Genomic DNA, 23,587 nt, shown 5'->3' with positions numbered 1-23,587 from the left:
TAAAATTATAAATTGGTTTTGTTGTGGATAGCTATATGAGTTGTATTAATCCAGCTCCAGCGCCTAGCCCTTCGAGACACTTGGCCAGTTTCGCCTCCTAGAAACTCCGAAACTTCAACTCCGCCCGCAGAAGCAAAAAGCGCTTCTTTGACGGAGTCTCCAGTTTCTGTGTTTCTGAACAGTCGGCTATACTTTTCTGTTTCGGTCCTGCCAATGAAGTCAAAGAACGACTTCACTGTCAGGCCCTCCGACGGACACGATGTTCTAGTGCCGACGTTGCCACAGGACGTGGCGATATTAGTCGGCCAGTGCTTTTCAGGGCTGAACGAGGCGCTTGCGCTTTTTGTTCCGTTGCAGTCATATTTATACCTGCTGGCAGATAAGATTTTATGAAAGTGATTGCGAAGGGAGGAAGTGCATTGGTACAGAGCTATACAGAGGCTGCAGCGTTTGAGCATAGATTCTGGCTTCAGGTGCTGGGTGACCATGCAAGGTTTTTGCATGAATCACTTGCTCCGGTGGAAAAGGAAGAAATTGAAACGGCCATATATTTCATCAATACCTTTGACAGGCTTTTGGGGAGGGTCGAAACCACTGATTTAATTCATTTGAGCATGAGGGCAGATGAAGAGGCAAATAAAATCCGTGAGTTTAAGCTGGAACTGATCGCTAAAATGCTTACTGGCAAGGTAAAGATTCATTTAGGGCCAACTTTTATCAACCATATGGTGAATGAGGTGGAAGAATATCTCAGGGTACTTGAGTATTTGAAAAAAGGCGAAGTGCCTCCAGTTTTCCATGAATTACATCACCATACTGTATGGCTGCTAGATGCAGCCGGGCACGCAGGAGCAATCCAAAGCAATCTTGATCAGGTGGAGAAACGGCTAAAAGCTAAAAGTGAAAAATACATGAAGCATTTTGAAGACTTTTACTTGAAGGCTGTAGAAATGACTGGTTATCTTAGGACCAATTTAACTTCTTTTCCAGCCCTCCAAAAAATGAATATGGATGTTTCTTTGGAGATCCAGCTGTTCATGAAGTTTCTTGATGAATTGAAGGAATTGGAGCTTACTGAGCAAGCATTGGGAAGCTTTGCCCCATTAATGGCAGACCATATGTTCAGGGAAGAGTGCTATTATTTGACGAAGGTGGCCGAAGCTTCGGAATTAAGTTCACCTGGTTGTGACCCTGGAAAACGACGTGTAGAAAAAAGCTGAGTCAACAGATACTAGATGGTAAAAGGAATCCATCTAGTATCTTAGCCCTAATTTTGACAAAAAACAGAACAAACGTTCTTGTAATGGACAAGGTTATGTTATACTTAAAAGGCAATAGTCAGATCTCAAGGGTGGTCGGCTAGCCCCGCAGAAAGGGGGTGAGGCCTTTGACGGTGTTCGAAACCTTTATGGCTATGTTCACATTTGCCAGTTTAATTCTTGCAATATTAACGTTTAGCCAAAAAAAATAGACCTCCCTTGACCTGTAATTGAGGGAGAGGTCCAGCTATTACTTGGCCGATCCTCCATGGGAAAGGCTATTGCGAGACTGCCGGTGGGCCAACACTGGCAGTTTTTTTGTACATATAGATATTATTAGGATATCATATCATCACTCTTATGTCACGGTATTAAAGTGCACTACCATTTGGCAATACTAAACAAATCAACAGAATGCTTGGTGAGTATTTTAAAGGAGATGAAGGTCTTGCCTGTATGTAAATTGGAATATGGCGACATGTTCTACGAAGAATGGGGAACAGGTTTCCCGGTTATTTTTCTTCATCCTCCTGGAATGGGCCGAATGGTCTTTCATTTCCAGAAGCCCCTCTGTGAAAAATTCCGCATTATTTTTCCGGATTTAAGCGGCCACGGTGATTCAACTGCCAGAGCGAACCTGATTACAATACAGGGATATGCACAGGAAGTTCTCCACCTGATCGATCATTTAGGCATAGAGCGAATAGTCCTATGCGGATATTCCTCAGGAGGAAGTATAGCGCAGGAATTCGCATTAAACTATCCTGACCGGACAGCAGGGTTAATTTTGTCAGGGGGCTTTGCTAAGGTAGAATCCCCCGCATTGAAGTACGAACATCTTCTGGGGATGTACTTTGTTAAGCATTCACCAGAAACACTGGCAAAGGTGATCGCCACAGCTCATACTTTCGAAAAAGATTTTCGGCAGGACTTGATCACCCATATGCTCAAAGCAGAACAAAGGACATGGTTTCAATTTTATGAACAATCCTTGAATTATTCCTGCCTTGACCGCCTGGATACCTTACAAGTGCCTCTGCTGCTGATTTATGGAGCACGTGATTTCATCAACCAGCACTACAGGGCTTACGAGAGAGGGGTAAAACATTTCCAGACAGCGATTATCAAAAAGGTTTCGCATCAGGTCCCAGTGAAAAAATGGCTTGAGTTCAACAAGGAGATAGCAAAATTCCTGGACCTTTATGTCACAGGTGTTGAATAGAAAAACGCATTGGTCCTCTCCAATGCGTTTTTTAGGCTCCTTTTTTATCTGGTTTGATTGCCAGGAATGTGGCCAATGCAGCTAATATACTTAACCCTGTTAGCAGGATAAACATCAGCTTTCCAGAATTTTTCATCATTAATGCGATAATAGGAGGTCCTGCCGCAACTCCAATGAATCTCATTGAACTGTAGATGGAAGTTATAGTGCCTCGTTCTTCTTTCTCTATACTCTCGGTGATCATCGCATCCAATGGCGGAAGACTTGCACCGATCCCGATTCCCGCAATAAGGAACATTGAGATCAGGAACCAAAGCTCCCTTGAAAAACTCAGCAATGCAATTGCAATTGCAAGGACTACCAGGCTTATCAAGGTGATCCATTTCATCAATACCATATTTTTCTTAATTAATTTTCCAGTGATAAATGACGATAAACACAGCGCACCTAATGGCAGGGCCAGCAAGAGCCCTTTTTTCAAATCTTTGATCCCATATTTATTTTCAAGGATGTCAGACAGATAAAACAAGACGCCAAACAAGACAAACATTACAATGACACCAATAAAAAAGATGGCATAGAGCCAACGACCGTTTTCAGTGAATATCAATTTTATTTTTTTTATAAAATCTTTAAAAGGTAATGGCTTATCTTTCTTTTTTGGGCTTTTTACTAAAAAGGCCATCATGATGATGGAGATTGCGCAAAACACTGGGATCGACCAAAATGGCAAGAACCAGATAAAACCGGCAAGAAAGGAACCAAGTACAGGGCTTAAAACCTTTCCCAGGGTGTTCGCAGTTTCAATTTCACCCAGCGCTCCACTTACTTCATCGTCATTTTTAAACATATCGCCAACTAGCGGGAGAACGATAGGGAAAGCACCTGCTGCACCTACCCCCTGTAGTGCCCTTCCAATCAAAACTACCCAATAACCATCACTCATTTGCCAGGATGCCCACCCGGAAATCATCCCTCCTATGCCTGTTATGATCAAGCTAGGAATGATCACTTTTTTCCTGCCGATATGATCTGATAGGTAGCCAGCAATCGGAATAAGGAATATAGCCACTATTGAATAAATCGTTATGATTAAACTTGATTGGAAAGCGGTGATACCCATTTTCTTTTCCATTACAGGCAAAACAGGAATCAACATGGAATTTCCAAGTGTCATGACAAGCGGAATCGATGCGATTGAAATGATTGCCCACTTCTGATTACTTGCGCCGTCCTTTTGGTTTTCCTTCGCTTTTGTGCTTTGAATCCCTTCAGATGGTGGAAACAAGTTTTCAATATAGTTCATAATCGAAACCTGCCTTTTTTCAAATTACTTTTAGTGTAGGCAAACTTGATAGAAAAACTAATGTTTTTTTTTGGGAAAAGACAATTGGAATAAATGTCGATAAAAGGATAAAATAAATGGAAAGATTTAGAGGGGTGAGGAGTTTTGGGAAAAGTTTCATACTTACATATCGGAATGCCGGAAGAAAGGAATTGGAATGGGAATAAAGAAATGTCAGCTATTGCTAAAAAAGGCGTCCAAGAGGCATTTTTGACAATAGAAGCTTTTGATGGAGATGGAGTGGCTGCTACTGAATTCCATGGGGGACCAGACAGGGCAGTGTGCTTTTACCCGAAAGAGCATTATGAACAATGGACCAAAGAATTTGGCAGGGATATTTATGCGCCTGCTTTCGGCGAGAATATATCCGCCGCAGGAATGAAGGAGTCAGAGGTCTATATAGGGGATATTTACAGACTTGGAAATGCAACCGTACAAATCTCTCAGGGAAGGATCCCTTGCTCGAAAATATCAAAACATAATGAAATTGGCACGCTTTTAAAAAGAGTTGTACAAACAGGGTACACCGGATATTTTTTCAGGGTGCTTGAAGAAGGTACTGTTCACGACGACGCTGAGATTACTTTGCTTGAACGCAAACAGGATAGCATGACCATATTAGAAGCAAATCAAATTTTTTTCCACAGGAAAAAAGATTATCAAGCAATCCAAAAACTCCTTGAAATTCCTGAGCTGGCGGAGGACTGGAAACAAAACCTATTGCCATTGTTAAAAAAATAAATATTTTTTTATTTGACAATTTCGATTTATCATTTTATTATAAAACCAATATAATGATTAGCGTTGACGAAGAGTAGTAACTGAAACAGGTACTTAAGAGAGCTGATGGATGGTGGGAATCAGTGTAACTGTTACAGCGAATGGACTTCCGAGCTTCCAAACCGAACCCGCAAGGCAGTAGGCTTTGGCGAAACAGCCTTATCGTTACAAAAGGCAGGCATTATGTGAAAATTACATGATGCTTTAAAGTGAGCCGTTCACGCGGCTAATTAAGGTGGCACCACGGGTCTCTCGTCCTTATGTTTATAAGGAGGAGGGACCCTTTTTGTTGTTTTCTTAAAAAACTTGATACAAGTGAATATGTTAACTCGATGAACAAGAAGAGTAGGCAGATGATTTTCGTTGCAGAGAGCCGGGCATGGTGTGAACCGGTACGACGATCCCTGTTGAATGGCCTTGTGAGAGGCAGCTTGAATACAGTAGGGCTGCCCGGGATTCCACCGTTAAAAGGATAGGGTATATCGAAAAAAATGCTTTTTTCCTGTACCTGAAAAGAGGGAGCTGCTTAGCTCCAATATGAGGTGGCACCGCGGTCCAATCTAATCGTCCTCTATACAGCACAATTCTGTGTTTGTATAGGGGACTTTTTTATTTTAAGGAGGTTTTTTATGTTAGTTCCTACACATGAGATCGTAATCGAGGAAATCGAGGGCGACAGTCTGACTCCAATAGCTGTTTATCAAAGGATATCGGGCAAAAGAAAATTTTTGCTTGAGAGCTCTGATAAGCACAATGAATCCGGACGTTTTTCCTTTATTGGAAGCGACCCAATTGCAGAAATAATTAGCATAAACAGAGAAACGCTGCTTAAAAAGGATGATCAAGTATGCAAAAAGGAAGAAAGCTTTGCAGAAGCGATGGAGCTGCTAATGCCCAAAATAGAGCTTGCAAGTGAGATACCCTTTATTGGTGGAGGAGTCGGCTATATTGGCTATGATTTTATCCGCAACTATGAAGATGTTGGTGAATTAAAGGATGATCCAGTTGGAATGCCGGATGCCCATATGATGTTCTATCACGATCTATTGGTTTTTGATCATCTAAAACAAAAACTTTACCTCATAGGGATTCCGAGCAACGAACAGTCAAAAGAAGACCTGCTTCTTAAAATGAATTTAAGGAAAGCAGAACTGCATGCTGCAAATTCCAGTGAGGAAAATAAACATTTCGCGCTTCGTGATTTCACTGCTTCGATAGGAGAAGAAGAATACAAAAAATCAGTGTCAATCGCAAAGGAGCTCATTAAAGCCGGAGAAATTTTTCAGGTGGTACTCTCGAGAAGGCTAACAGCAAAAGCCGAAGGCGATCCATTCACTTTTTATCGGAGGCTTAGGGTTAATAACCCCTCACCATATATGTATTATCTGGATTTTGATGACTATGCAATTGCAGGATCATCACCGGAAAGCCTTGTTAAGTACCGGGATGGAAAAATCATGACAAATCCAATAGCTGGCACTAGGCCCCGTGGGCAGTCAAAACAAGACGATGAGCGGCTTGAACAGGAATTGAAACAGGATCAAAAGGAATTGGCAGAACACAGGATGCTGGTGGACCTTGCAAGAAACGATCTGGGGAAAATTTGCGATATAGGCAGTGTAGAGGTCAATAAATTCCTGAATGTGGAAAGATATCAATTTTTGATGCATCTTGTATCAGAAGTTACCGGAATATTGTCAAAGACAGTCAACCCGCTTGATGGATTAGCTGCCTGCCTGCCTGCAGGGACAGTTTCTGGTGCTCCTAAAATACGCGCAATGCAAATCATAAACGAGCTGGAAACAGAAAAAAGAGGCGCTTACTCAGGAGCAATAGGTTATTTATCAGCCAGCGGTACGATGGATTTCGCCCTGGGAATCAGGACGTTAATTGTAAAAGACGGAAAAGGATATCTCCAGGCAGGAGCTGGTATCGTCTATGACTCAGATCCTGATCGTGAATTTGAAGAAACACAGCATAAATTAAAAGCTTTGATGGAGGCAGCTAATGATTCTGCTAATCGATAATTATGATTCATTTACGTATAACATTTATCAATATTTAGGTGAGTGCGGTGCAGATGTAGTAACCATAAGAAATGACAAGATATCGATAGAAGAAATAGAAAAGATGTCTCCCGAAGCAATCGTTCTATCGCCAGGCCCTGGGAGACCTGAACATGCTGGCATTTGTGCAGATGTTGTCAGAAGGCTTGGCGACACCATTCCTATACTCGGCATTTGCCTGGGCCACCAGGCGATAGGGTATGCATATGGAGGCAGCATCATCGGTGCAAAAAGTATCATGCATGGTAAGGAATCCAAGATTCTTCATTCTGGAACCTATTTGTTTCAAGGGCTTCCTCAGCTAACCAGTGTCATGAGGTATCACTCTTTAGTAATTGATAGACCAACACTTCCAGATGAGCTTGAAATCGTTGCACAGTCTGAAATGGACAATGAAATAATGGCAATCAAACATAGGAAGAATCCAGTTTATGGATTGCAGTTTCATCCCGAGTCAATAGGTACAGAATCAGGCAAACAAATATTATCCAATTTTTTAAGTCATATAAGAGAGGGGAAAGAGGTCAATGAAACAGTATCTTGAGAAGCTTACAAGCCGGACATCACTAACTGATGAAGAAATGAACGGAGCCGTCACACAGCTGTTCACTGAAGAAATAAGCGATAGTGAAATTGCAGCGTTTTTAACGGGTTTAAGAATAAAAGGAGAAACAACAGAGGAAGTATCAGCCCTAGTAACAGCAATTAGACAGCATTCGCAGAAATTTACAAAGCGGATTCCTGGTGTAATGGATAATTGCGGGACGGGAGGCGACGGCGCTAAAAGCTTCAATATCAGCACCACTTCAGCGTTTGTCATTGCAGGTGCAGGAATAACAGTAGCTAAGCACGGAAACAGGAGTGTCTCAAGTTTGACAGGGAGCGCCGATGTTCTTGAAGAGCTGGGGATCACCCTGGACTTCCAGATGGAAAAAACAGAAGAAATCCTCGAGGAAAACGGCATTGCCTTTCTTTTCGCTCCTAACGTACACCCGAAACTAAGGCAAATCATGAAAGTAAGGAGAGACCTTAAAATCCCTACCATTTTCAACTTGATAGGGCCTCTGACCAATCCTGTAGATCTTGATTTCCAGATGCTTGGCATTTATCGAAATGATATGCTTGAAAAATTCGCCAAGGTGCTTTCAGCACTTGGCAGAAAGCGGGCAGTAGTATTGAACGGAGCGGGGGGGATGGACGAAGCGTCCTTGGCAGGCAAAAACGACCTGATTGTTTTGTCAGACGGAAACCTGAAAAAAATGACCCTGCACCCAGAAGAAGTGAATCTTCCGGTATACGATAATAATTCAATCCGCGGAGGAGATGCCAGAGAAAACGCGGAAATTCTGCTTCAGGTATTGAAAGGGAAAAAAGGCCCCCAACGGGATACAGTCTTATTAAATGCAGGAATAGGGATATTTACTGCTGGAAGAGCGGCAACGATCCCTGAAGGAATTTCGTTAGCCGCCGAAAGCATCGATTCAGGCAGCGCCCTGGCAAAGTTAGAAAATTTAAGAATGTTCAGCATGAAAACTTCAAAGGCGGTGACAGGATGACAGGAACAATTCTTGATCAAATCATTTCTCGAAAAAAAATAGAAGCTGAGTCATGGAAAAGGAAGGGGACCAACAGTAAAGAGCCAATATTTGAGACTCGATCGCTAATCAGCAAGTTAAGAGGTGCAAAAGAAATAGCAATCATCTCAGAGTTCAAACGCGCATCACCTTCCAAAGGTGACATCAACCTTCACCTTAAGCCTGACGAGCAAGCCAGGAAGTATATGGAAGCTGGTGCATCGGCCATATCGGTTTTAACCGATGAAGCAGGCTTTAAAGGAACGTTCGCAGACCTGGAGATAGTTCGTCAAGCCGTTGATATCCCGATACTCTGCAAGGATTTCATCATTGACAGTGTTCAAATTGACCTGGCCAGGAATTCAGGAGCAGATATCATACTGCTCATTGCCGCTGCCCTGGATAAACAATCTCTGGCAGAACTTTTTAATTATGCACAATCCCTGGGAATGGAATGCCTGGTTGAAATCCACGATGAAGCTGATTTGGAGAAAGCAGCATCAATCCAGGCCCCCTTGATTGGCATCAATAATCGCAACCTGAAGACATTCGAAGTAAACATAGAAAATACTGAAATGCTGGGACCTCTCGTAAAAAGCACGGGTGCTTCGCTTATCAGTGAAAGCGGGATGAAAACAACTGAAGATGTCAGGAGGGCGGCTAATTCCGGTGCCGATGGAATACTTGTCGGAGAAACATTTATGACCTCTTCAAATATAAAGAAGGTTTTCACAGATTTCATGATTCCGATAGGAGGGCGAAGCATTTGAAGGTGAAAATCTGTGGCATCAAAAGTCGGGATGCAGCATTATTTTCAGCTGAAAGCGGAGCGGATGCATTGGGATTCGTATTTGCGGAAAGTAAAAGAAGAATCACACCTGAAGAGGCACGCAGCATTATTGAGGTTCTGCCATCAGACATTTGGAAAGTGGGAGTCTTTGTCAATGAGGAAGCTGAGACGGTACAGCGCATTGCCGAGTATGCAGGTTTGACCCATCTCCAGCTCCACGGACAAGAGCAGCCAGAAAACTTTGCAGGCATTAACCTGCCAATCCTGAAATCAATCCATGTATCTGATAGACAGGATATCAAAAAGCACGCTTCGTTGCAGGCAGACTACCTCCTGCTCGACAGCCCCCCTGAAAAATACCAGGGGGGAAACGGAGTAACATTTGACTGGAATCAAGCGGAGGGGGTTAAGGAACTGGATAAACCGATTATCCTCGCAGGAGGGCTTACCCCTGAAAATGTATCTAGGGCAATAAAAATGGTTGATCCACTTATGGTTGATGTAAGCAGTGGGGTTGAAACAAAGGGAGAGAAGGATTTTATAAAAATACGTAAATTCATCACAAACGCAAAAAGACTAGGGGAGGCATAAAGGAATGCAGACAAAAACATATAATTTGCCAGATGAAAAAGGACACTTTGGAAAATATGGAGGAAGGTTTGTCCCAGAAACATTGATGCAGGCAGTCAAGGAGCTTGAAGAGGAATATGAACGCGCGGTTAAAGATGAAAGCTTTATAATTGAATTAGAGTCGTTGCTGAAGAATTATGTCGGAAGGGAAACGCCATTATATCTGGCAGAAAATCTGACAAAGTATGCAGGTGGAGCAAAAATCTATTTGAAGCGGGAGGACCTTAATCATACAGGTGCCCATAAGATCAATAACACGATTGGGCAGGCATTATTGGCAAGAAGGATGGGGAAACAGAAGATTGTTGCTGAAACAGGAGCGGGCCAGCATGGTGTTGCTACTGCTACGGTCTGTGCGCTGATGAATTTGGAATGTGTCATTTTTATGGGAAAAGAAGATATACAGAGGCAGCAGCTCAATGTCTTCCGGATGGAGCTGCTCGGTGCTAAGGTTGTAAGTGTCGACGCCGGCAGCGGTACACTGAAGGATGCTGTTAACGAAGCACTTCGATATTGGGTGGCAAATGTAAGTGATACCCACTATATTCTTGGTTCTGTCATGGGGCCTCATCCATTCCCAAGAATTGTCCGCGATTTCCAAAGTGTAATCGGAAAAGAAACACGAAGGCAATTTTTTGACAAGGAAGGAAGGCTTCCAGATGCACTGGTAGCCTGCATCGGCGGCGGCAGCAATTCAATTGGGATGTTCTATCCGTTCCTGGAGGATGAAGAAGTAAGAATCTTTGGGGTTGAAGCTGCGGGATTGGGTTTAAATACAGAAAAGCATGCTGCCTCACTGGCAAAAGGAAGACCTGGAGTGCTGCACGGGGCCATGATGTATCTATTGCAGGACGAAGACGGCCAAATCCAGGAAGCCCACTCCATTTCGGCAGGGTTGGATTACCCTGGGATCGGGCCAGAGCATAGCCATCTTCATGACATCAAGAGAATTAAGTATGAAGCAGTTACTGATGAAGAAGCTCTCGATGCTTTCAAGCTGCTTTCCCGACTTGAAGGCATCATCCCGGCACTTGAAAGTGCACACGCAGTCGCCTATGCAATTCAGCTTGCCGGAAAAATGGATGGACATGAAAGTATTGTGATTTGTTTATCTGGCAGGGGAGACAAGGATGTCTATACAATTCGTGAACGTTTGGAGGGGAATACACATGAATAAAATCCATGAAGCGCTGATTATTAATAACAAGAAGGCTTTTATTCCTTATATAATGGCCGGGGATGGTGGACTTGATAGCCTTGAAAAGAAACTTCTGTTTTTACAGGAAAATGGTGCGGACGCAATTGAATTAGGTATTCCATTTTCAGACCCAGTAGCTGACGGGCCGACGATTCAAAGAGCCGGGATACGTGCATTGGAAAATGGTGTCACGCTAAAAAAAGTATTGACCGAACTTCAAACCATTAAATCGATTTCGATTCCGCTTATTATCATGACGTATGTGAATCCAATTTTGTCCTATGGTGTCGAACAATTTGCTAAGGATGCTGAAAAGGCAGGGATTTCTGGCTGTATAGTTCCCGACCTTCCCATTGAAGAGGAAGAGCTGATTCTCCCAGCCCTCGAAGAACATGATTTATCTTTAGTCAGGCTGGTGACTTTGACTACACCGGTTGAACGGATCAAAGAAATTGCATCCAGATCAACAGCGTTCATTTATGCAGTTACAGTGACAGGCATAACAGGCACCAGGAATGAATTTAGCAAAGGTCTTGGCGAATTCTTGCGCGGAGTGAAAAGTATCAGCGATGTTCCTGTTTTAGCAGGATTTGGAGTATCAACTCCAAGCCAGATCGAAGAAGTTTGCCAATTTTGTGATGGAGTCATTGTTGGAAGCAAAGTGATTGAGCTGTTTGAAAAAGGCCGCTTAGAGGAATTAAAACAATTAATTAAGACTACTGAAGCCGTCAACCTGTAAGACGAAAAAGAATAGCCGCTTTGGTGGCTATTCTTTTTTTGCAGTAACACAAACAGTCAACACTGGCCTCACCTTTTTAAAAGAAACAGCAGGATTTTTAAATCCGGTCTTCAGTAAATCCTGTCTGATCATCTCCCCAAGCTGCTTTGCAGTTTCATCCGTTGCCCCTTCTTCTCGCGGCTGGACGGTCAGGACAATTTTCCCGCCTCTATCCATCAAGCTGTAAAGGTGCTGAAGGGATTCAATGGGATATTCCCATAGCGGATAATTATTTACTGAAATAACCTTGGTGAACCGTTTGACTGGGTTAATGTTTACTACATCTCCAAAAGCAAGCTTAAGCCTTCCTGCTCTAATCCATTCTTGATTTCTTTTTGAAGCTTCTTCGTGCATTTTACTGGATAAATCCACGCCTTCTACCGTTATTAATGGGTAATTTTCCATCATAGTTTTGATTCCGTATCCCGGCCCATACCCGATTTCCAGTATAGTGTCCCGCTTTTGAATTTGCAGCTTTTTGATGCTCCAGTTATTAATTTTGCGATTTTCAAAGTACATGATCAACCCTGCTAGCTTTCCAAGAAGGCCTTTAGGTTTTTCAAATTGCCTGGCCATTGTTTCCATTTCTTGCTCACTCCCCATGAATTAACTGATTCATTAACAAATATCCTGCGCTTATATAAGGAGTAGAATCCTGTTCCATTGTTTCTTTTATTCCTTCTGAACAGTATATTAAACCCTTTTGTTGCCTATAGTTTTTTTCCAGCCGCGGGGGAAACTATATGTACTCTTTTGAAAGGAGGTATTAAGATGGATAATGGGAAAACTGACCTGAACAGAGGAAGAGGGATAACACCAGTTAGGACCCTGATAGCCAATTTAGCATATGTCGAAGAGTTTGAAGACGGTGGATGGGTATTGGTCGATGCGGGCATACCTTTTTCTGGAGCATTCATTTATCAAAATGCTTTAAAGAAATATGGAGAAGGAAAACCTCCTAAAGCAATCATCTTGACCCATGGACATTTTGACCATGTTGGCGGTTTGAAATTCCTTTTATCAAAATGGAATGTTCCTGTTTATGCACATGAAAGAGAGCTTCCATATATAACAGGCCGAAAGGATTACCTGCCGCCGGATCCTTCTGTTGGCGGCGGATTGATGGCCGCCATTTCACCACTGTATCCACGAAAAGCGATTGATATTGGAGAACACGCAAAGAAATTGCCGGATAATGGGGAAATCCCTGAGATGCCTGGCTGGAGATGGATTCATACGCCAGGCCATACTGATGGCCATATATCCCTATTTCGAGTAGAGGATGCTGCTTTGATAGCAGGGGATGCCTTCATCACAGTTAAACAGGAATCAGCAATGGCAGTTATGGCACAATCACTTGAAGTCCATGGGCCTCCTGCTTATTTTACACCTGATTGGGGACTTGCCAAACAATCAGTGGAGATTATCAAATCGCTTGAGCCTGAATGGGCATTGACCGGACATGGCAAAGTAATAAGTGGTGAAGCGCTGAAGTCTTCCTTAAATGAACTTGTGACAAAATTTTCCCGGACAGAGATTCCAGACCAGGGAAGGTATGTCCACTAGAAAAGCTGAATTTATCTTTGCAGGAATTTAAGAATATAGGTAATTGATCCTCCTTTAGAAAGGGGGATTTTTTTGCATAAATTATTTCTCGGGAAAGCGCAGAAATAGACAGGAAAGTACAAGAGATGTCGTAAATTGCAGGCAGGCGGTCCGGAGCATCAAATGACAAAAAACTGGTGAGAAAATTCGTTAATAACGTGCTATTTGTTACAGTGGCGCTAAAACATCTATTTTATACTTTAATTAATTGTTGGTAATTTGATTTGTTATCTATAAAGAATAGACATTTGGACAAGGGAATAAATTAAAATTTTTTTGCAAAAGGAAGTTGTTGAGATGAAGATGTATGAAACGATTCTCGATATACTCGGAAGGCAGGGGCCATCAACAATACCTTCAATTTGCCATGAAATTAGCATAAGGACGAATATTAGTTCAGTGATGGCCCCAGAGCCTGCACAGTCATTTATCAAGGCTCTTATCCAAAGGAAGGCAGATATTTTCTCATTAGAGGATGGTATTGTATCAATCCGGCCTGAAAGAGACCCGGAAATGCTTGTGGCTGTTTTCCATGCATATCCGGGTCCTGAGTTAAGAGTGAATGTGAATTTTAAACGAAAGACGTTTACCTACTTTGAATGGCACCTTGATTCAAATACATCAAAACCCCTAAAGATAACCCTGCCGGGAAAAATTGATGATTTCAAAAAGGAGCTTTATTTATTGAAAATATGGGATTGGAAGGAGGACTATCAATCGGAGGGCATCATCGTCTACGGTAACAGCTGGTCTGTCAGCCTGGCAACAAAAGGGAGTAAATACGAATGCGGAGGGTTAAATCAATATCCTATCAATTGGAAGGAGTTCATACAGGCAATTAGCAGCCTGATAGGAATGCAATTTCCCGGTCAAGTTTTAAAATCAAAACAATAATCCTGGCTGATAGGGTAGGGGCCCATTAACGGGTTAAGAAATTAGGTTGCGGACTTTTTTATTTCTGTACTAAAATATGATAGGATATAGAATAGTATAAGTAATCTTGGTGAAGACCGCCGCCCTATGAGCTGACAGGATGGCGTTTTTTACTTTTCGACCATGGAGGTCAAGCGGAAAAATGAAAGACATATCTGTACAAGAATTAATTAGCTCCAATAACTATATACCTGTTGATGTCCGGGCTCCGATTGAACATAAAGATTCAGCCATACCTGGCTCAGTCAATATCCCGTTGTTTTCAGATGACGAAAGGAAAGAAGTAGGAACAATTTATAAACAGGCTGGAGAGGAAGCCGCAAAATGGAGAGCAATGGAAATTGTCTCCCCTAAGCTGCCAGGACTTCTCAGTGAAATAAAAGATTTGAAAAAATCCGGAGCAGAACCTGTAATCCATTGCTGGAGGGGAGGAATGAGGAGCAAGTCGGTCGCATCCTTCCTGGATTATGCGGGCATATCTTCTTTCCGGCTTGAAGGCGGCTACAAGGCTTACCGGGAATTTATCCTGCAGCAAATACCAGGACTGCTGCCAGAGAGAGCCGTGGTCATCCATGGCATGACAGGAACAGGAAAGACGGAGATTCTCAAAAAGCTCCATGAAAAAGGGTTTCCTGTTCTGGATCTTGAACAAATGGCAAATCACCGTGGGTCAATTTTTGGGATGATCGGTATTGGAGAAGGCCATAACCAAAAGACTTTTGATTCTCTTTTGTTTAATCGCCTTAATGAAATAAAAGGTGCAAGCTACTTCATTATAGAGGCAGAAAGCAAGAGGATTGGCCGGGCTGCACAGTCTGATGAGCTTGTCGCAAAGAAACTTAACGGAATCAATTTCTTGGTAAAAAGCTCCATCCCGAATAGGGTAAAAAGGATTTATAATGAATACGTCCTTCCGTACAAAGATGAGGAATGGTTTATTGAAGAAGTTGGGGAGAAAGTTACAAGACTACTTAAAAGGATAAAAAAACCAGACATTGTGACACTGCTGCAGGAGGCTTTAACAAATAGAGAGTATAAGGAACTAATTGAAATTCTTTTAGTTCATTATTATGACCCAAGGTATGAACATGCGCTCGGGGAGTACAATGGGCCGTTTATAGAATTGGATGGGGACGATCCCGATATAATTAATGAACTGGAAAAAGAATTTCAATCGCTGTTTCCTGACTATAAAGCGGTTTAAAACAAAATGAAATGGGCTATAGATTAGGAAGGCAGAGATTGTGCCTTCCCTTTTTTATGATATTAATCACAGAAAATTCTGAACCAAAAACATATAATAGAGGGAAATATTCTTACAGGAGGCTGAAATATGAGCGAGTCAAAGGTTTGCCACCACCGTTTTTCTTTGCATGAGGAGAATGTAGGATTCACTTTGAATGACGGTGTAAATGTCTTTACTTCTGGCACAAGATTTCAAAAGTGCATAACTTGCGGACATATGGAACTGCCTGTAGACTCAGGAGATTTAATTGAAGCGACCCAGATTGAGAAAAGAAATAATCTCTTTGCGCCGAAAAATATGTATGTAGCTGTAATGAGCTTATAAATATAAGCTAGTCTTCGAAGTTGACATCACCAAAAACCGGTTTTTAACCGGTTTTTTTATTTTGTAAAATTAATAAATTTTTAGTTTTCCAATATAACAATATCTCTTTAGAAAGTTTACACTATATTGACAGTCAAAACCTTTGGTTAAAAGCAAATATCATGTTAATATATTATTGTAACCGTTTTAAAATCTGAATTATAATATTATTCACCGAATTCATCTTTTAAAAATGACGTACATAGGGTAACAAATAATTATGACCACACGCTATGGTAAGGAGGGTTTCTCATGAATAAACCGACCAATGGAAACGAATCCTGCTGGCCCGGATTTTATGGACCGAACCAGGGATATGTTGATGAATTATACGAAATGTACCTTCAAGATCCCGAATCGGTCGATCCAGAAATGAGAGAATATTTTCAACTGAATGGTGAGCGAGCAATCAATCGCCAATCCAAACAGCAGACAGATTTTACTGCTGCAGTTCAAGGGTTTTCTCCGGAAAAGATATCAGCTGCGCTTAGGTATGCTGACTATATACGCTCCTATGGACATTTGAATGCAAATATTTATCCTTTGCAATTTACTTCAGACGATTCAGCGCTTGATAATCCTGGGAAATGGGGGTTGTCTGATGAGGATTTGAAGAACATTCCAATAGGGCTCATTTTGGCCGAGGCACCTGCTGGCATTAAAGATGGAAAAGACGCCTTTGAATATCTTAAAAAGGTTTATACCAGCACAATCGCCTATGAATTCCATCATGTCAATGAGATTGCAGAAAAAGAATGGCTTCGTGAAAAAGTAGAATCCGGAATGCTGATCCCAAAAATGGAGAATGAGAGAAAGATTGGCTTATTCGAAAGGTTAGCAGAAGTGGAAAACTTTGAAAAATATCTGCATAGAACCTTTGTCGGCCAAAAAAGATTCTCGATCGAAGGCCTTGATGCAATGGTTCCCCTGCTTGATGAAGTTGTAGCGGAAGCAGTGAACACTGGGGTGGAAACAATCAATATCGGGATGGCCCACAGAGGAAGGCTGAACGTGCTTGCCCATGTGCTGGGAAAACCGTATGAAATGATCTTTGCAGAATTCCAGCATGCACCTAATAAGGAATTGGTTCCATCGGAAGGTTCAATTGGGATTAACTTTGGCTGGACCGGTGATGTTAAGTACCATCTCGGATTGGACAGGAAAATCAAATTCGAAAGCACAGCCAACGCCAGGCTGACATTGGCAAACAATCCAAGCCATCTGGAATTCGTCGGTGCCGTGGTCGAAGGCTTTACCCGTGCGGCTCAGGATGAACGGACAAACCCTGGGTATGCGCAATATGACCCAGGCAAGGCAATGGCTATACTTATCCATGGGGATGCCGCTTTCCCTGGACAGGGGATTGTTGCAGAAACGCTGAATCTTAGCCGTTTGAATGGCTACAAAACTGGCGGTACTATCCATGTAATCGCTAATAATACTATTGGTTTTACAACAGAGTCAATGGATTCACGCTCAACAAGGTATGCAAGCGACCTGGCAAAAGGTTACGAAATCCCGATTGTCCATGTTAATGCTGATGATCCAGAAGCATGCCTGATGGCTGCACATCTAGCATTTGAATACAGGAGAACTTTCGGCAAGGATTTCCTTATTGATCTGATCGGCTATCGCCGTTTTGGCCATAATGAGATGGATGAACCAATGACTACCAATCCGGAAATGTATAAGCTGGTGAACAGCCACCCAACTGTTAAAACACTATATGGAGACAAACTGGGTAATACCGGTGTCTTATCAGATGAAAAGAGAGCCGAAATCGAACAAAATATAATGGCTAAGCTTTCTTCAGCCTATGATAAGGTTCCGAAACGAGAGAAGGAAGTCGAGGCGGAACCGGATATTCCAGAAGTTATTGAACTAGGGATCCCACAGATTGAAACCGGGGTACCGATCGAAAAGTTAACGAATATTAATCGGGATTTGTTGAAATGGCCAGAATCCTTCAACGTTTTCAATAAACTTGAAAAAATCCTTCAGCGAAGGAAAGATTCTTTATCATCAAGTGGGAAAATTGATTGGGGACTTGCAGAAACACTGGCATTTGCGTCAATTTTGCAAGACGGCACACCAATCAGGATTACTGGGCAGGATTCTGAACGAGGTACATTCGCACAACGAAACCTTGTTTTGCACGATAGTGTAAATGGGGAACAATTCACGCCGCTTCATCATCTTGATGGGGCTAGAGCGTCATTTTCGATCCATAACAGCCCATTATCCGAAGCTGCGGTAGTGGGATTTGAATATGGCTACAATGTATTCTCTCCGGAAACCCTTGTCCTCTGGGAAGCACAGTATGGCGATTTTGCAAATGCAGCCCAGGTATTATTTGATCAGTTTGTTGCCGCAGGAAGGGCAAAGTGGGGACAGAAATCAGGACTTGTTATGCTTCTGCCTCATGGTTATGAAGGACAGGGACCTGAGCATTCAAGTGGCAGGGTAGAAAGGTTCTTGACTCTTGCTGCTGAAAACAACTGGACAGTAGCCAACTTATCATCTGCAGCCCAATACTTCCACATATTGCGCAGGCAGGCTGCCATCCTTCAGCAGGAATCTGTTCGTCCGTTAGTGCTCATGACGCCAAAAAGCCTGCTGAGGAATCCGGTTGTAGCAGCAAATCCTGATCAATTGACGAGCGGAAGTTTCATGCCGATTTACGAACAGCCTGGTTTGGGAGAACAGCATGATGCAGTAACCAGAGTAGTCCTGTGTACAGGAAAAGTAAGCATCGACATCGCTGAAAAAGTTGACCCTGAAACACATAATTGGCTGCATGTATTAAGAATTGAGGAAATATATCCTTTCCCGCTTGATTCCCTAAAGGAAAAGCTGCAGCGTTACCCTAATCTTGAAGAAATTCTCTGGGTACAGGAAGAGCCTAAAAATATGGGAGCCTGGACATTTATAGAACCAAGGATCAATGAAGCTGCACCGAAAGGAATTCAGGTGTCTTACATCGGACGGAGAAGGCGGTCAAGTCCTGCAGAAGGTGACCCTAACATCCATAAGCTTGAGCAGTCCAGAATCGTGAATGATGCGTTAACTAGAAATAATAGAGGAGGAATGGCAAATGGCTGACATTAAAGTTCCTGAATTAGCCGAATCAATTACTGAAGCTACCATTGCCCAGTGGCTTAAGAAAAAGGGTGACCAGGTCCAAAAGGGAGAATATATCGTAGAACTAGAAACTGATAAGGTTAATGTAGAGATCATTTCGGATTACGATGGTATCCTTTCTGATCTTCTTGCTGAAGAAGGGGATACAGTCAAGGTTGGGGAAACAATTGCGGTTGTAAATGAACAAGGAACTGCGACAGGTGTGCAGCAAACGTCAAGTGTTCCGGAAACAGAAACAGGACGTACTGCGGAGTCTCCTGATGAAACATCCAAGAAAGCAGAAGGATCATCCAGCGTTCAGCCTGCCGTCCCTCGGGATACACAAGCAGAAGAGCGCAGCAATGAGCGTGTTATTGCTTCTCCTGCAGCAAGAAAGCTTGCACGTGAGAAAGGAATTGACCTAGCACAGGTAAATTCAGCAGATCCGCTGGGAAGAGTAAGGAAGCAAGATGTCGATTCCTTTGAACCTAACCAAAAAGCTCAGCAAACGCAACAGGCTCCGAACAAGGAAGCTGCAAAACCAGCACCAGTACTGTCTGGGGAAGATAAGCAAATTGAAAGAGTAAGGATGTCTAGACGCCGCCAGACAATCGCTAACAGGCTGGTTGAAGTGCAACAGACGGCCGCCATGCTTACCACCTTTAACGAGGTCGATATGACTGCTGTAATGGAGTTAAGGAAAAAATGGAAAGATCGTTTTTATGAAGAAAATGATGTCCGCTTAGGTTTTATGTCATTTTTCACAAAAGCTGTTGTAGCAGCATTGAAGAAATCACCATATTTGAATGCTGAAATCCAGGGTGACGAAATCGTCTTGAAGAAATTCTATGATATCGGTGTTGCTGTAGCAGCAGACGAAGGTTTAGTGGTACCTGTCATCCGCGATGCTGACCGAAAGAACTTCGCTGAAATCGAAAGTGATATTAACGGATTGGCAGAAAAAGCGCGCTCCAATAAACTTTCCCTTAAGGATTTACAGGGAGGTACATTCACGATCACAAACGGAGGCGTGTTTGGTTCGCTTCTTTCAACTCCGATCCTAAATGGACCGCAGGTCGGCATCCTTGGTATGCATACAATCCAGCTTCGCCCTGTCGCTATTGATAAAGACAGGATGGAAAACAGGCCAATGATGTACATTGCTTTGTCATATGACCATAGAATTGTAGACGGCAAAGAAGCTGTAACCTTCCTTAAACGGATTAAAGCATTGATGGAAGATCCAGAATCTTTACTGCTTCAGGGATAATGGCCGAATTTTATGGCTAAGAATTATAAAAATTAATAATAAAAAATGCACTGCCATCTCAGAGATGGCAGTGCATTTTTTATATGACCGGTTTCAAAAATCACTTTACTGTTTTAAACGGCTTTAGTCCTCTTTTGGAAATTTCAGTTTTCAAAATCTGTGCCCATTCTTTGTCACTTTCCGACTTTAATGCATCACGATACGAGACCACCAATTGTTCATTGCTCATAATTTTCATTTGCATTCCTCCTCGGTGAGAATGGATTGAATTTTCAAACTATAATTATAGTTTCATTTATTGTAAAGGTTTATTAAGGTTTTGAAAACCCATTATGAAGAATTTTTTTTAGTAATTTTTTCATATTTCAAACATTTTGGTCACTTTGTGTGAAAGCCATTCTGGAGAGAAACTTTAGATTTATTTATATACCTATTTTCACAAAGATTGTTGCCTTTATAAATGTTGAATGAAGATCCTGTTGCTCTTCGTTCCAGGCGCGAAGACTCCTTCGGGATGAAGCGGGACAGGTGAGACCCCGCTTTCCTCGCAGCGACGAGGAGGCTCACCGCACGCCCCGAGGAAAGCGAAGCGCCTGGAACGGAAATCAACAGTGTTTTATTAAAAAGCCTTATTTAGAAAAACATTCAGTTATCTTTAAGAGAATAAGAGTTTTCTTTCAAAGCAACAAAGTATTAGAAAAGAGCCAAAACATTATATACACATTAGTAATCAAAAAAAGCTTGCATTTTAACTTAGAGCAATTTATTATATACCCATAAGGGTATTATATCGGGGGATGAATACCCAGCAAAATTAAAACATTTTTTAATAATTGGGAGGAAGAAAAGTGGGAATGCAGGCAATTACAGCTGAAAAATTGAATGAATGGGTAGTAAATAAAAAGGAATTTTTTATTTTTGATGTTAGAAACGTAAAAGACTTCGAGGACTGGAAGGTCGAAGGGGAAAACATACATTATTTGAATATCCCTTACTTTGAACTGATTGATGGCGTGGAAGAAGTGGTGGATCAGCTGCCAAAGGATAAAGAAATCGTGGTTATTTGTGCCAAGGAAGGTTCGTCAGTGATGGTGGCTGAGATGCTTTCCGATGCAGGCTTTGACGTTTCCTATCTGGCAGGAGGGATGAAATCCTGGAGTGAATATCTATACCCTGTTGAAGTTTATAAAGACCAAGAAATCAAGGTACTGCAATTCATTCGCGTAGGTAAAGGCTGCCTTTCTTATATGGTCTTAGCAGAGAATGAAGCACTTGTCGTCGATCCTTCACGTTTCACAGAACAATATACCTCAGTGGCTGAAAAAGAAAATGTTAGAATTACTCATATTGTAGATTCACATTTGCATGCTGACCATTTATCAGGCGGAAAACAGCTGGCTGACATCACAGGTGCAAATTATTATCTAATGAAGAGTGAAGGCGCAGTGTTTGACTTTGAAGCACTGGAGCTGCATGATAAAATTGTATTTGATCATGTAACCCTGGAAGTATTGGCGGTTAAGACACCTGGGCATACCCCTGGAAGTGTTTCTTTCTTTGTTAATAATAAGCTTCTTTTCTCAGGAGATACTATCTTTGTGAATGGCCTGGGGCGCCCGGATTTAGGAGGCAAAGCAGCTGAGTGGGCGAAGGACCTCTATGATACGGTATACAGCAAGGTTTCAAAAATAGCTGACGATGTAATTGTTTTGCCAGGTCATTATGCGAACTTCGATGTTGAAGTAAATGCTAAGGGCTACATTGGCAATCAACTTGGATTGATCAGGGAACAAAACGACATGATGGAAGGCAAGACGGTTGAGGAGTTTGTCGATCATGTAGCTCAGTCAGCATCAAGTGAGACTCCTCCAAACTTTGAGGATATCGTGGCTATCAACCGAGGTGTGAAGGCAGTAACAGCGGATGAGGCCATGGAACTTGAAATCGGGCCAAATCGATGTGCAGTCCATCATACACACTAAGATTATTATGAAGGGAGGAGAGCACTGCACTGCTTTCCTCTTTTTCCTTCTATCTTTGCAGCTAAGGAGAGGTGATCACGTTGGACGAAGAAACAAGAGATAAGAATTGCAGTGGCGGTTCTTGAGGAATTGGACCAAAGCGTACTGGCAAAGAGGAATCCGGAAAGTTTTCTGGTTTTCCGCCTATATGACCGGCTACGTACGTTTGGCTCCTGGCAGGAGTCATTTATCTTATATCAAAACTATTTTGAATGAAAGCCCCATATTGGGGTTTCTACATAGGATTTTATTTTCAGGAGGCCATAATATGTTTGATGTATTAGTTATTGGGGGGGGTATAGCAGGAGGTTCTGCAGCCATCTATACTGCACAAGGCGGATTGAAGACTGCTGTTGCTGATTCAGGGAAATCTCAAGTGAAACAGGTATCTTTTATTTATAATTACCCTGGAATACGGGAGATTTCTGGCCAATCTCTTATCGAAACAATAAAAGCTCAGGCTCTGGCTGCAGGGTCTGTGTGGCACGATGGAACAGTTGAGCAAGTTAAAATTACAGATGAAGGTTTTAGGGTAATGATGGCTGATGGAAAGGAATACAGAACGAAATACCTTATAATGGCAACAAACCTTCAAACAGCTTTGCTTGAAGAATTGGGCTTTGAACTAACTGTTAATGAAAAGGTTCCAAGCGGGAAAATCAAAAGAGTTTTAGGCGTTGGACAGGATGGATCAACCCACATTCCCAACTTGTTCATCACGAGTTTACTGGCAGGACTGTCTAGCCAGTCAGTAATTGCAGCCGGCCATGGAGCAAGTGTAGGGATTGCAATTGTATCAAGGGAAACAGGAAAAAGCTATATGTGGCATGATCAGTAATTTAAAGCAGGATCTATTCCTGCTTTTTTCTTTTTTCCCATTCAACTGTATTGAAATAAAGGTATTAAATGCTAAGTAATTCAATAATTGATAAAGGCTGTTTTCGCAAAGATTGTTGCTTACACCTTTGTTGAATTAAGATCCTGTTGCTCTTCGTTCCAGGCGCGCAGACTCCTTCGGGATGAAGCGGGACAGGTGAGACCTAGGTAGAAATGGCCCGAATGAAGGGGCAATTTTACCCCGCAGGAGCAAAGCGACGAGGAGGCTCACCGCACGCCCCAAGAAAAAATTGCTCTAGAAAAAGCCGGTAATTGGGCTTTTTCATAATTTTTCAGAGGAAAGCGAAGTGCCTGGAACGTAAATCAACAGCTTTTTATTGCAAAGCCTTCTTTAAAAAACCATTTAGAAGGAGATTTGAAAAGCATATAGAATAGCAACAAAGCATTAGAAAAGAGCCTTGATAAAAAATATTTAGGGAAAAGGAAGGAATATATTTTTAAAATATTGAATATTCAAACATAAGTGTGGTAGGTTTAAGTAAACGTTTAC

The 23,587-nt window shown here is 42.1% G+C and carries 23 protein-coding genes and 2 other annotated features; of the genes, 19 read left to right on the top strand and 4 right to left on the bottom strand.

The genetic code is table 11. The features are described from left to right. Positions 1-5: 5 nt before the first annotated feature. Entirely contained in the window at positions 6-236 is a 231-nt protein-coding gene (locus AC3EBE_RS20915; protein ID WP_488596960.1) for a hypothetical protein, read from the bottom strand. A 183-nt stretch (positions 237-419) separates the two neighbouring features. On the opposite strand from AC3EBE_RS20915, the gene AC3EBE_RS20910 reads away from it, so the two are divergent. The 3 genes from AC3EBE_RS20910 (at position 420) to AC3EBE_RS20900 (ending at position 2,481) form a co-directional block, all read left to right on the top strand. Then, positions 420-1,220, top strand: coding sequence for a DUF2935 domain-containing protein (locus tag AC3EBE_RS20910; protein WP_488596959.1), 801 nt, complete (start codon positions 420-422; stop codon positions 1,218-1,220). A 158-nt stretch (positions 1,221-1,378) separates the two neighbouring features. Continuing rightward, entirely contained in the window at positions 1,379-1,471 is a 93-nt protein-coding gene (locus tag AC3EBE_RS20905) for a putative holin-like toxin (RefSeq protein ID WP_488596958.1), read from the top strand. Positions 1,472-1,698: 227 nt separating this feature from the next. Beyond that, complete coding sequence (locus AC3EBE_RS20900) at positions 1,699-2,481, top strand: alpha/beta fold hydrolase (protein WP_488596977.1); 783 nt, start codon at positions 1,699-1,701, stop codon at positions 2,479-2,481. A 31-nt stretch (positions 2,482-2,512) separates the two neighbouring features. On the opposite strand, the gene bcbE is transcribed toward AC3EBE_RS20900, so the two are convergent. Further along, positions 2,513-3,787, bottom strand: coding sequence for a bacillibactin exporter BcbE (gene bcbE, locus AC3EBE_RS20895; RefSeq protein ID WP_488596957.1), 1,275 nt, complete (start codon positions 3,785-3,787; stop codon positions 2,513-2,515). Positions 3,788-3,931: 144 nt separating this feature from the next. On the opposite strand from bcbE, the gene AC3EBE_RS20890 reads away from it, so the two are divergent. From AC3EBE_RS20890 to trpA, 8 genes are all read left to right on the top strand, one after another. After that, positions 3,932-4,567, top strand: coding sequence for an MOSC domain-containing protein (locus AC3EBE_RS20890; protein WP_488596956.1), 636 nt, complete (start codon positions 3,932-3,934; stop codon positions 4,565-4,567). A 54-nt stretch (positions 4,568-4,621) separates the two neighbouring features. Then, positions 4,622-4,869, top strand: a binding site (T-box leader). A gap of 60 nt (positions 4,870-4,929) precedes the next feature. Beyond that, positions 4,930-5,181, top strand: a binding site (T-box leader). A 54-nt stretch (positions 5,182-5,235) separates the two neighbouring features. Further along, a complete protein-coding gene (gene trpE / locus AC3EBE_RS20885; RefSeq protein WP_488596955.1) occupies positions 5,236-6,633 on the top strand; it encodes an anthranilate synthase component I in 1,398 nt (465 codons plus the stop codon). Then, positions 6,614-7,216, top strand: coding sequence for an anthranilate synthase component II (locus tag AC3EBE_RS20880; RefSeq protein ID WP_488596954.1), 603 nt, complete (start codon positions 6,614-6,616; stop codon positions 7,214-7,216). Before trpE ends, AC3EBE_RS20880 begins: the two co-directional genes overlap by 20 nt. After that, positions 7,200-8,228 (top strand): anthranilate phosphoribosyltransferase, encoded by a 1,029-nt coding sequence (gene trpD / locus AC3EBE_RS20875; RefSeq protein ID WP_488596953.1) that lies wholly within the window; start codon positions 7,200-7,202, stop codon positions 8,226-8,228. Before AC3EBE_RS20880 ends, trpD begins: the two co-directional genes overlap by 17 nt. Then, positions 8,225-9,016, top strand: coding sequence for an indole-3-glycerol phosphate synthase TrpC (trpC, locus tag AC3EBE_RS20870; protein ID WP_488596952.1), 792 nt, complete (start codon positions 8,225-8,227; stop codon positions 9,014-9,016). The genes trpD and trpC overlap by 4 nt, the downstream gene beginning before the upstream one ends. Next, a complete protein-coding gene (locus AC3EBE_RS20865; protein WP_488596951.1) occupies positions 9,013-9,627 on the top strand; it encodes a phosphoribosylanthranilate isomerase in 615 nt (204 codons plus the stop codon). Before trpC ends, AC3EBE_RS20865 begins: the two co-directional genes overlap by 4 nt. Positions 9,628-9,631: 4 nt before the next feature. Continuing rightward, a complete protein-coding gene (trpB, locus tag AC3EBE_RS20860; protein ID WP_488596950.1) occupies positions 9,632-10,843 on the top strand; it encodes a tryptophan synthase subunit beta in 1,212 nt (403 codons plus the stop codon). After that, positions 10,836-11,603: a tryptophan synthase subunit alpha gene (gene trpA, locus AC3EBE_RS20855; protein WP_488596949.1), complete on the top strand. Its 768-nt coding sequence runs from the start codon at positions 10,836-10,838 to the stop codon at positions 11,601-11,603. Before trpB ends, trpA begins: the two co-directional genes overlap by 8 nt. Before the next feature lie 27 nt (positions 11,604-11,630). On the opposite strand, the gene AC3EBE_RS20850 is transcribed toward trpA, so the two are convergent. Continuing rightward, a complete protein-coding gene (locus AC3EBE_RS20850; RefSeq protein ID WP_488596948.1) occupies positions 11,631-12,227 on the bottom strand; it encodes an SAM-dependent methyltransferase in 597 nt (198 codons plus the stop codon). Between the two features lie 186 nt (positions 12,228-12,413). Here AC3EBE_RS20850 and AC3EBE_RS20845 point away from each other — a divergent pair, with 186 nt between their 5' ends. The 6 genes from AC3EBE_RS20845 (at position 12,414) to odhB (ending at position 20,179) form a co-directional block, all read left to right on the top strand. After that, complete coding sequence (locus AC3EBE_RS20845) at positions 12,414-13,208, top strand: MBL fold metallo-hydrolase (protein ID WP_488596947.1); 795 nt, start codon at positions 12,414-12,416, stop codon at positions 13,206-13,208. A 336-nt stretch (positions 13,209-13,544) separates the two neighbouring features. Beyond that, on the top strand, positions 13,545-14,141 hold the full coding sequence (locus tag AC3EBE_RS20840; protein WP_488596946.1) for a hypothetical protein: 597 nt from the start codon (positions 13,545-13,547) through the stop codon (positions 14,139-14,141). 181 nt (positions 14,142-14,322) lie between these two features. Continuing rightward, positions 14,323-15,384: a tRNA 2-selenouridine(34) synthase MnmH gene (gene mnmH / locus AC3EBE_RS20835; RefSeq protein WP_488596945.1), complete on the top strand. Its 1,062-nt coding sequence runs from the start codon at positions 14,323-14,325 to the stop codon at positions 15,382-15,384. A gap of 129 nt (positions 15,385-15,513) precedes the next feature. Next, positions 15,514-15,750 carry a hypothetical protein gene (locus AC3EBE_RS20830; RefSeq protein WP_488596944.1) on the top strand — a complete coding sequence of 79 codons (237 nt, stop codon included), beginning with the start codon at positions 15,514-15,516 and terminating at the stop codon, positions 15,748-15,750. Positions 15,751-16,041: 291 nt separating this feature from the next. Continuing rightward, a complete protein-coding gene (sucA, locus tag AC3EBE_RS20825; RefSeq protein WP_488596943.1) occupies positions 16,042-18,891 on the top strand; it encodes a 2-oxoglutarate dehydrogenase E1 component in 2,850 nt (949 codons plus the stop codon). Then, positions 18,884-20,179 carry a 2-oxoglutarate dehydrogenase complex dihydrolipoyllysine-residue succinyltransferase gene (odhB, locus tag AC3EBE_RS20820; RefSeq protein WP_488596942.1) on the top strand — a complete coding sequence of 432 codons (1,296 nt, stop codon included), beginning with the start codon at positions 18,884-18,886 and terminating at the stop codon, positions 20,177-20,179. The genes sucA and odhB overlap by 8 nt, the downstream gene beginning before the upstream one ends. Positions 20,180-20,279: 100 nt before the next feature. Here the strand turns inward: odhB and sda are convergent, their stop codons facing one another. Continuing rightward, the gene (sda, locus tag AC3EBE_RS20815; protein ID WP_488596941.1) at positions 20,280-20,417 is read right to left on the bottom strand and encodes a sporulation histidine kinase inhibitor Sda; all 138 of its coding nucleotides are present in this window, start codon (positions 20,415-20,417) and stop codon (positions 20,280-20,282) included. Positions 20,418-21,033: 616 nt separating this feature from the next. Here sda and AC3EBE_RS20810 point away from each other — a divergent pair. Then, complete coding sequence (locus AC3EBE_RS20810) at positions 21,034-22,161, top strand: MBL fold metallo-hydrolase (RefSeq protein ID WP_488596976.1); 1,128 nt, start codon at positions 21,034-21,036, stop codon at positions 22,159-22,161. Positions 22,162-22,468: 307 nt separating this feature from the next. Then, complete coding sequence (locus AC3EBE_RS20805) at positions 22,469-23,038, top strand: FAD-binding protein (protein WP_488596940.1); 570 nt, start codon at positions 22,469-22,471, stop codon at positions 23,036-23,038. The last annotated feature ends 549 nt before the right edge of the window (positions 23,039-23,587 follow it).

Source organism: Mesobacillus sp. (assembly GCF_057785455.1).
This window is presented reverse-complemented; position numbering and strand designations above follow the sequence as displayed.

Excerpts from the sequence above, each read along its gene's own strand:
- sda (WP_488596941.1), bottom strand. The coding sequence starts at position 20,417 with ATGAAAATTATGAGCAATGAACAATTGGTGGTCTCGTATCGTGATGCA.
- AC3EBE_RS20810 (WP_488596976.1), top strand. The coding sequence starts at position 21,034 with ATGCAGGCAATTACAGCTGAAAAATTGAATGAATGGGTAGTAAATAAA.
- bcbE (WP_488596957.1), bottom strand. The coding sequence starts at position 3,787 with ATGAACTATATTGAAAACTTGTTTCCACCATCTGAAGGGATTCAAAGC.
- AC3EBE_RS20805 (WP_488596940.1), top strand. The coding sequence starts at position 22,469 with ATGTTTGATGTATTAGTTATTGGGGGGGGTATAGCAGGAGGTTCTGCA.
- mnmH (WP_488596945.1), top strand. The coding sequence starts at position 14,323 with ATGAAAGACATATCTGTACAAGAATTAATTAGCTCCAATAACTATATA.
- odhB (WP_488596942.1), top strand. The coding sequence starts at position 18,884 with ATGGCTGACATTAAAGTTCCTGAATTAGCCGAATCAATTACTGAAGCT.
- trpD (WP_488596953.1), top strand. The coding sequence starts at position 7,200 with ATGAAACAGTATCTTGAGAAGCTTACAAGCCGGACATCACTAACTGAT.
- AC3EBE_RS20830 (WP_488596944.1), top strand. The coding sequence starts at position 15,514 with ATGAGCGAGTCAAAGGTTTGCCACCACCGTTTTTCTTTGCATGAGGAG.
- AC3EBE_RS20840 (WP_488596946.1), top strand. The coding sequence starts at position 13,545 with ATGAAGATGTATGAAACGATTCTCGATATACTCGGAAGGCAGGGGCCA.
- trpE (WP_488596955.1), top strand. The coding sequence starts at position 5,236 with ATGTTAGTTCCTACACATGAGATCGTAATCGAGGAAATCGAGGGCGAC.
- AC3EBE_RS20880 (WP_488596954.1), top strand. The coding sequence starts at position 6,614 with ATGATTCTGCTAATCGATAATTATGATTCATTTACGTATAACATTTAT.
- AC3EBE_RS20845 (WP_488596947.1), top strand. The coding sequence starts at position 12,414 with ATGGATAATGGGAAAACTGACCTGAACAGAGGAAGAGGGATAACACCA.
- AC3EBE_RS20850 (WP_488596948.1), bottom strand. The coding sequence starts at position 12,227 with ATGGAAACAATGGCCAGGCAATTTGAAAAACCTAAAGGCCTTCTTGGA.
- trpA (WP_488596949.1), top strand. The coding sequence starts at position 10,836 with ATGAATAAAATCCATGAAGCGCTGATTATTAATAACAAGAAGGCTTTT.
- AC3EBE_RS20900 (WP_488596977.1), top strand. The coding sequence starts at position 1,699 with ATGAAGGTCTTGCCTGTATGTAAATTGGAATATGGCGACATGTTCTAC.
- trpB (WP_488596950.1), top strand. The coding sequence starts at position 9,632 with ATGCAGACAAAAACATATAATTTGCCAGATGAAAAAGGACACTTTGGA.
- sucA (WP_488596943.1), top strand. The coding sequence starts at position 16,042 with ATGAATAAACCGACCAATGGAAACGAATCCTGCTGGCCCGGATTTTAT.
- trpC (WP_488596952.1), top strand. The coding sequence starts at position 8,225 with ATGACAGGAACAATTCTTGATCAAATCATTTCTCGAAAAAAAATAGAA.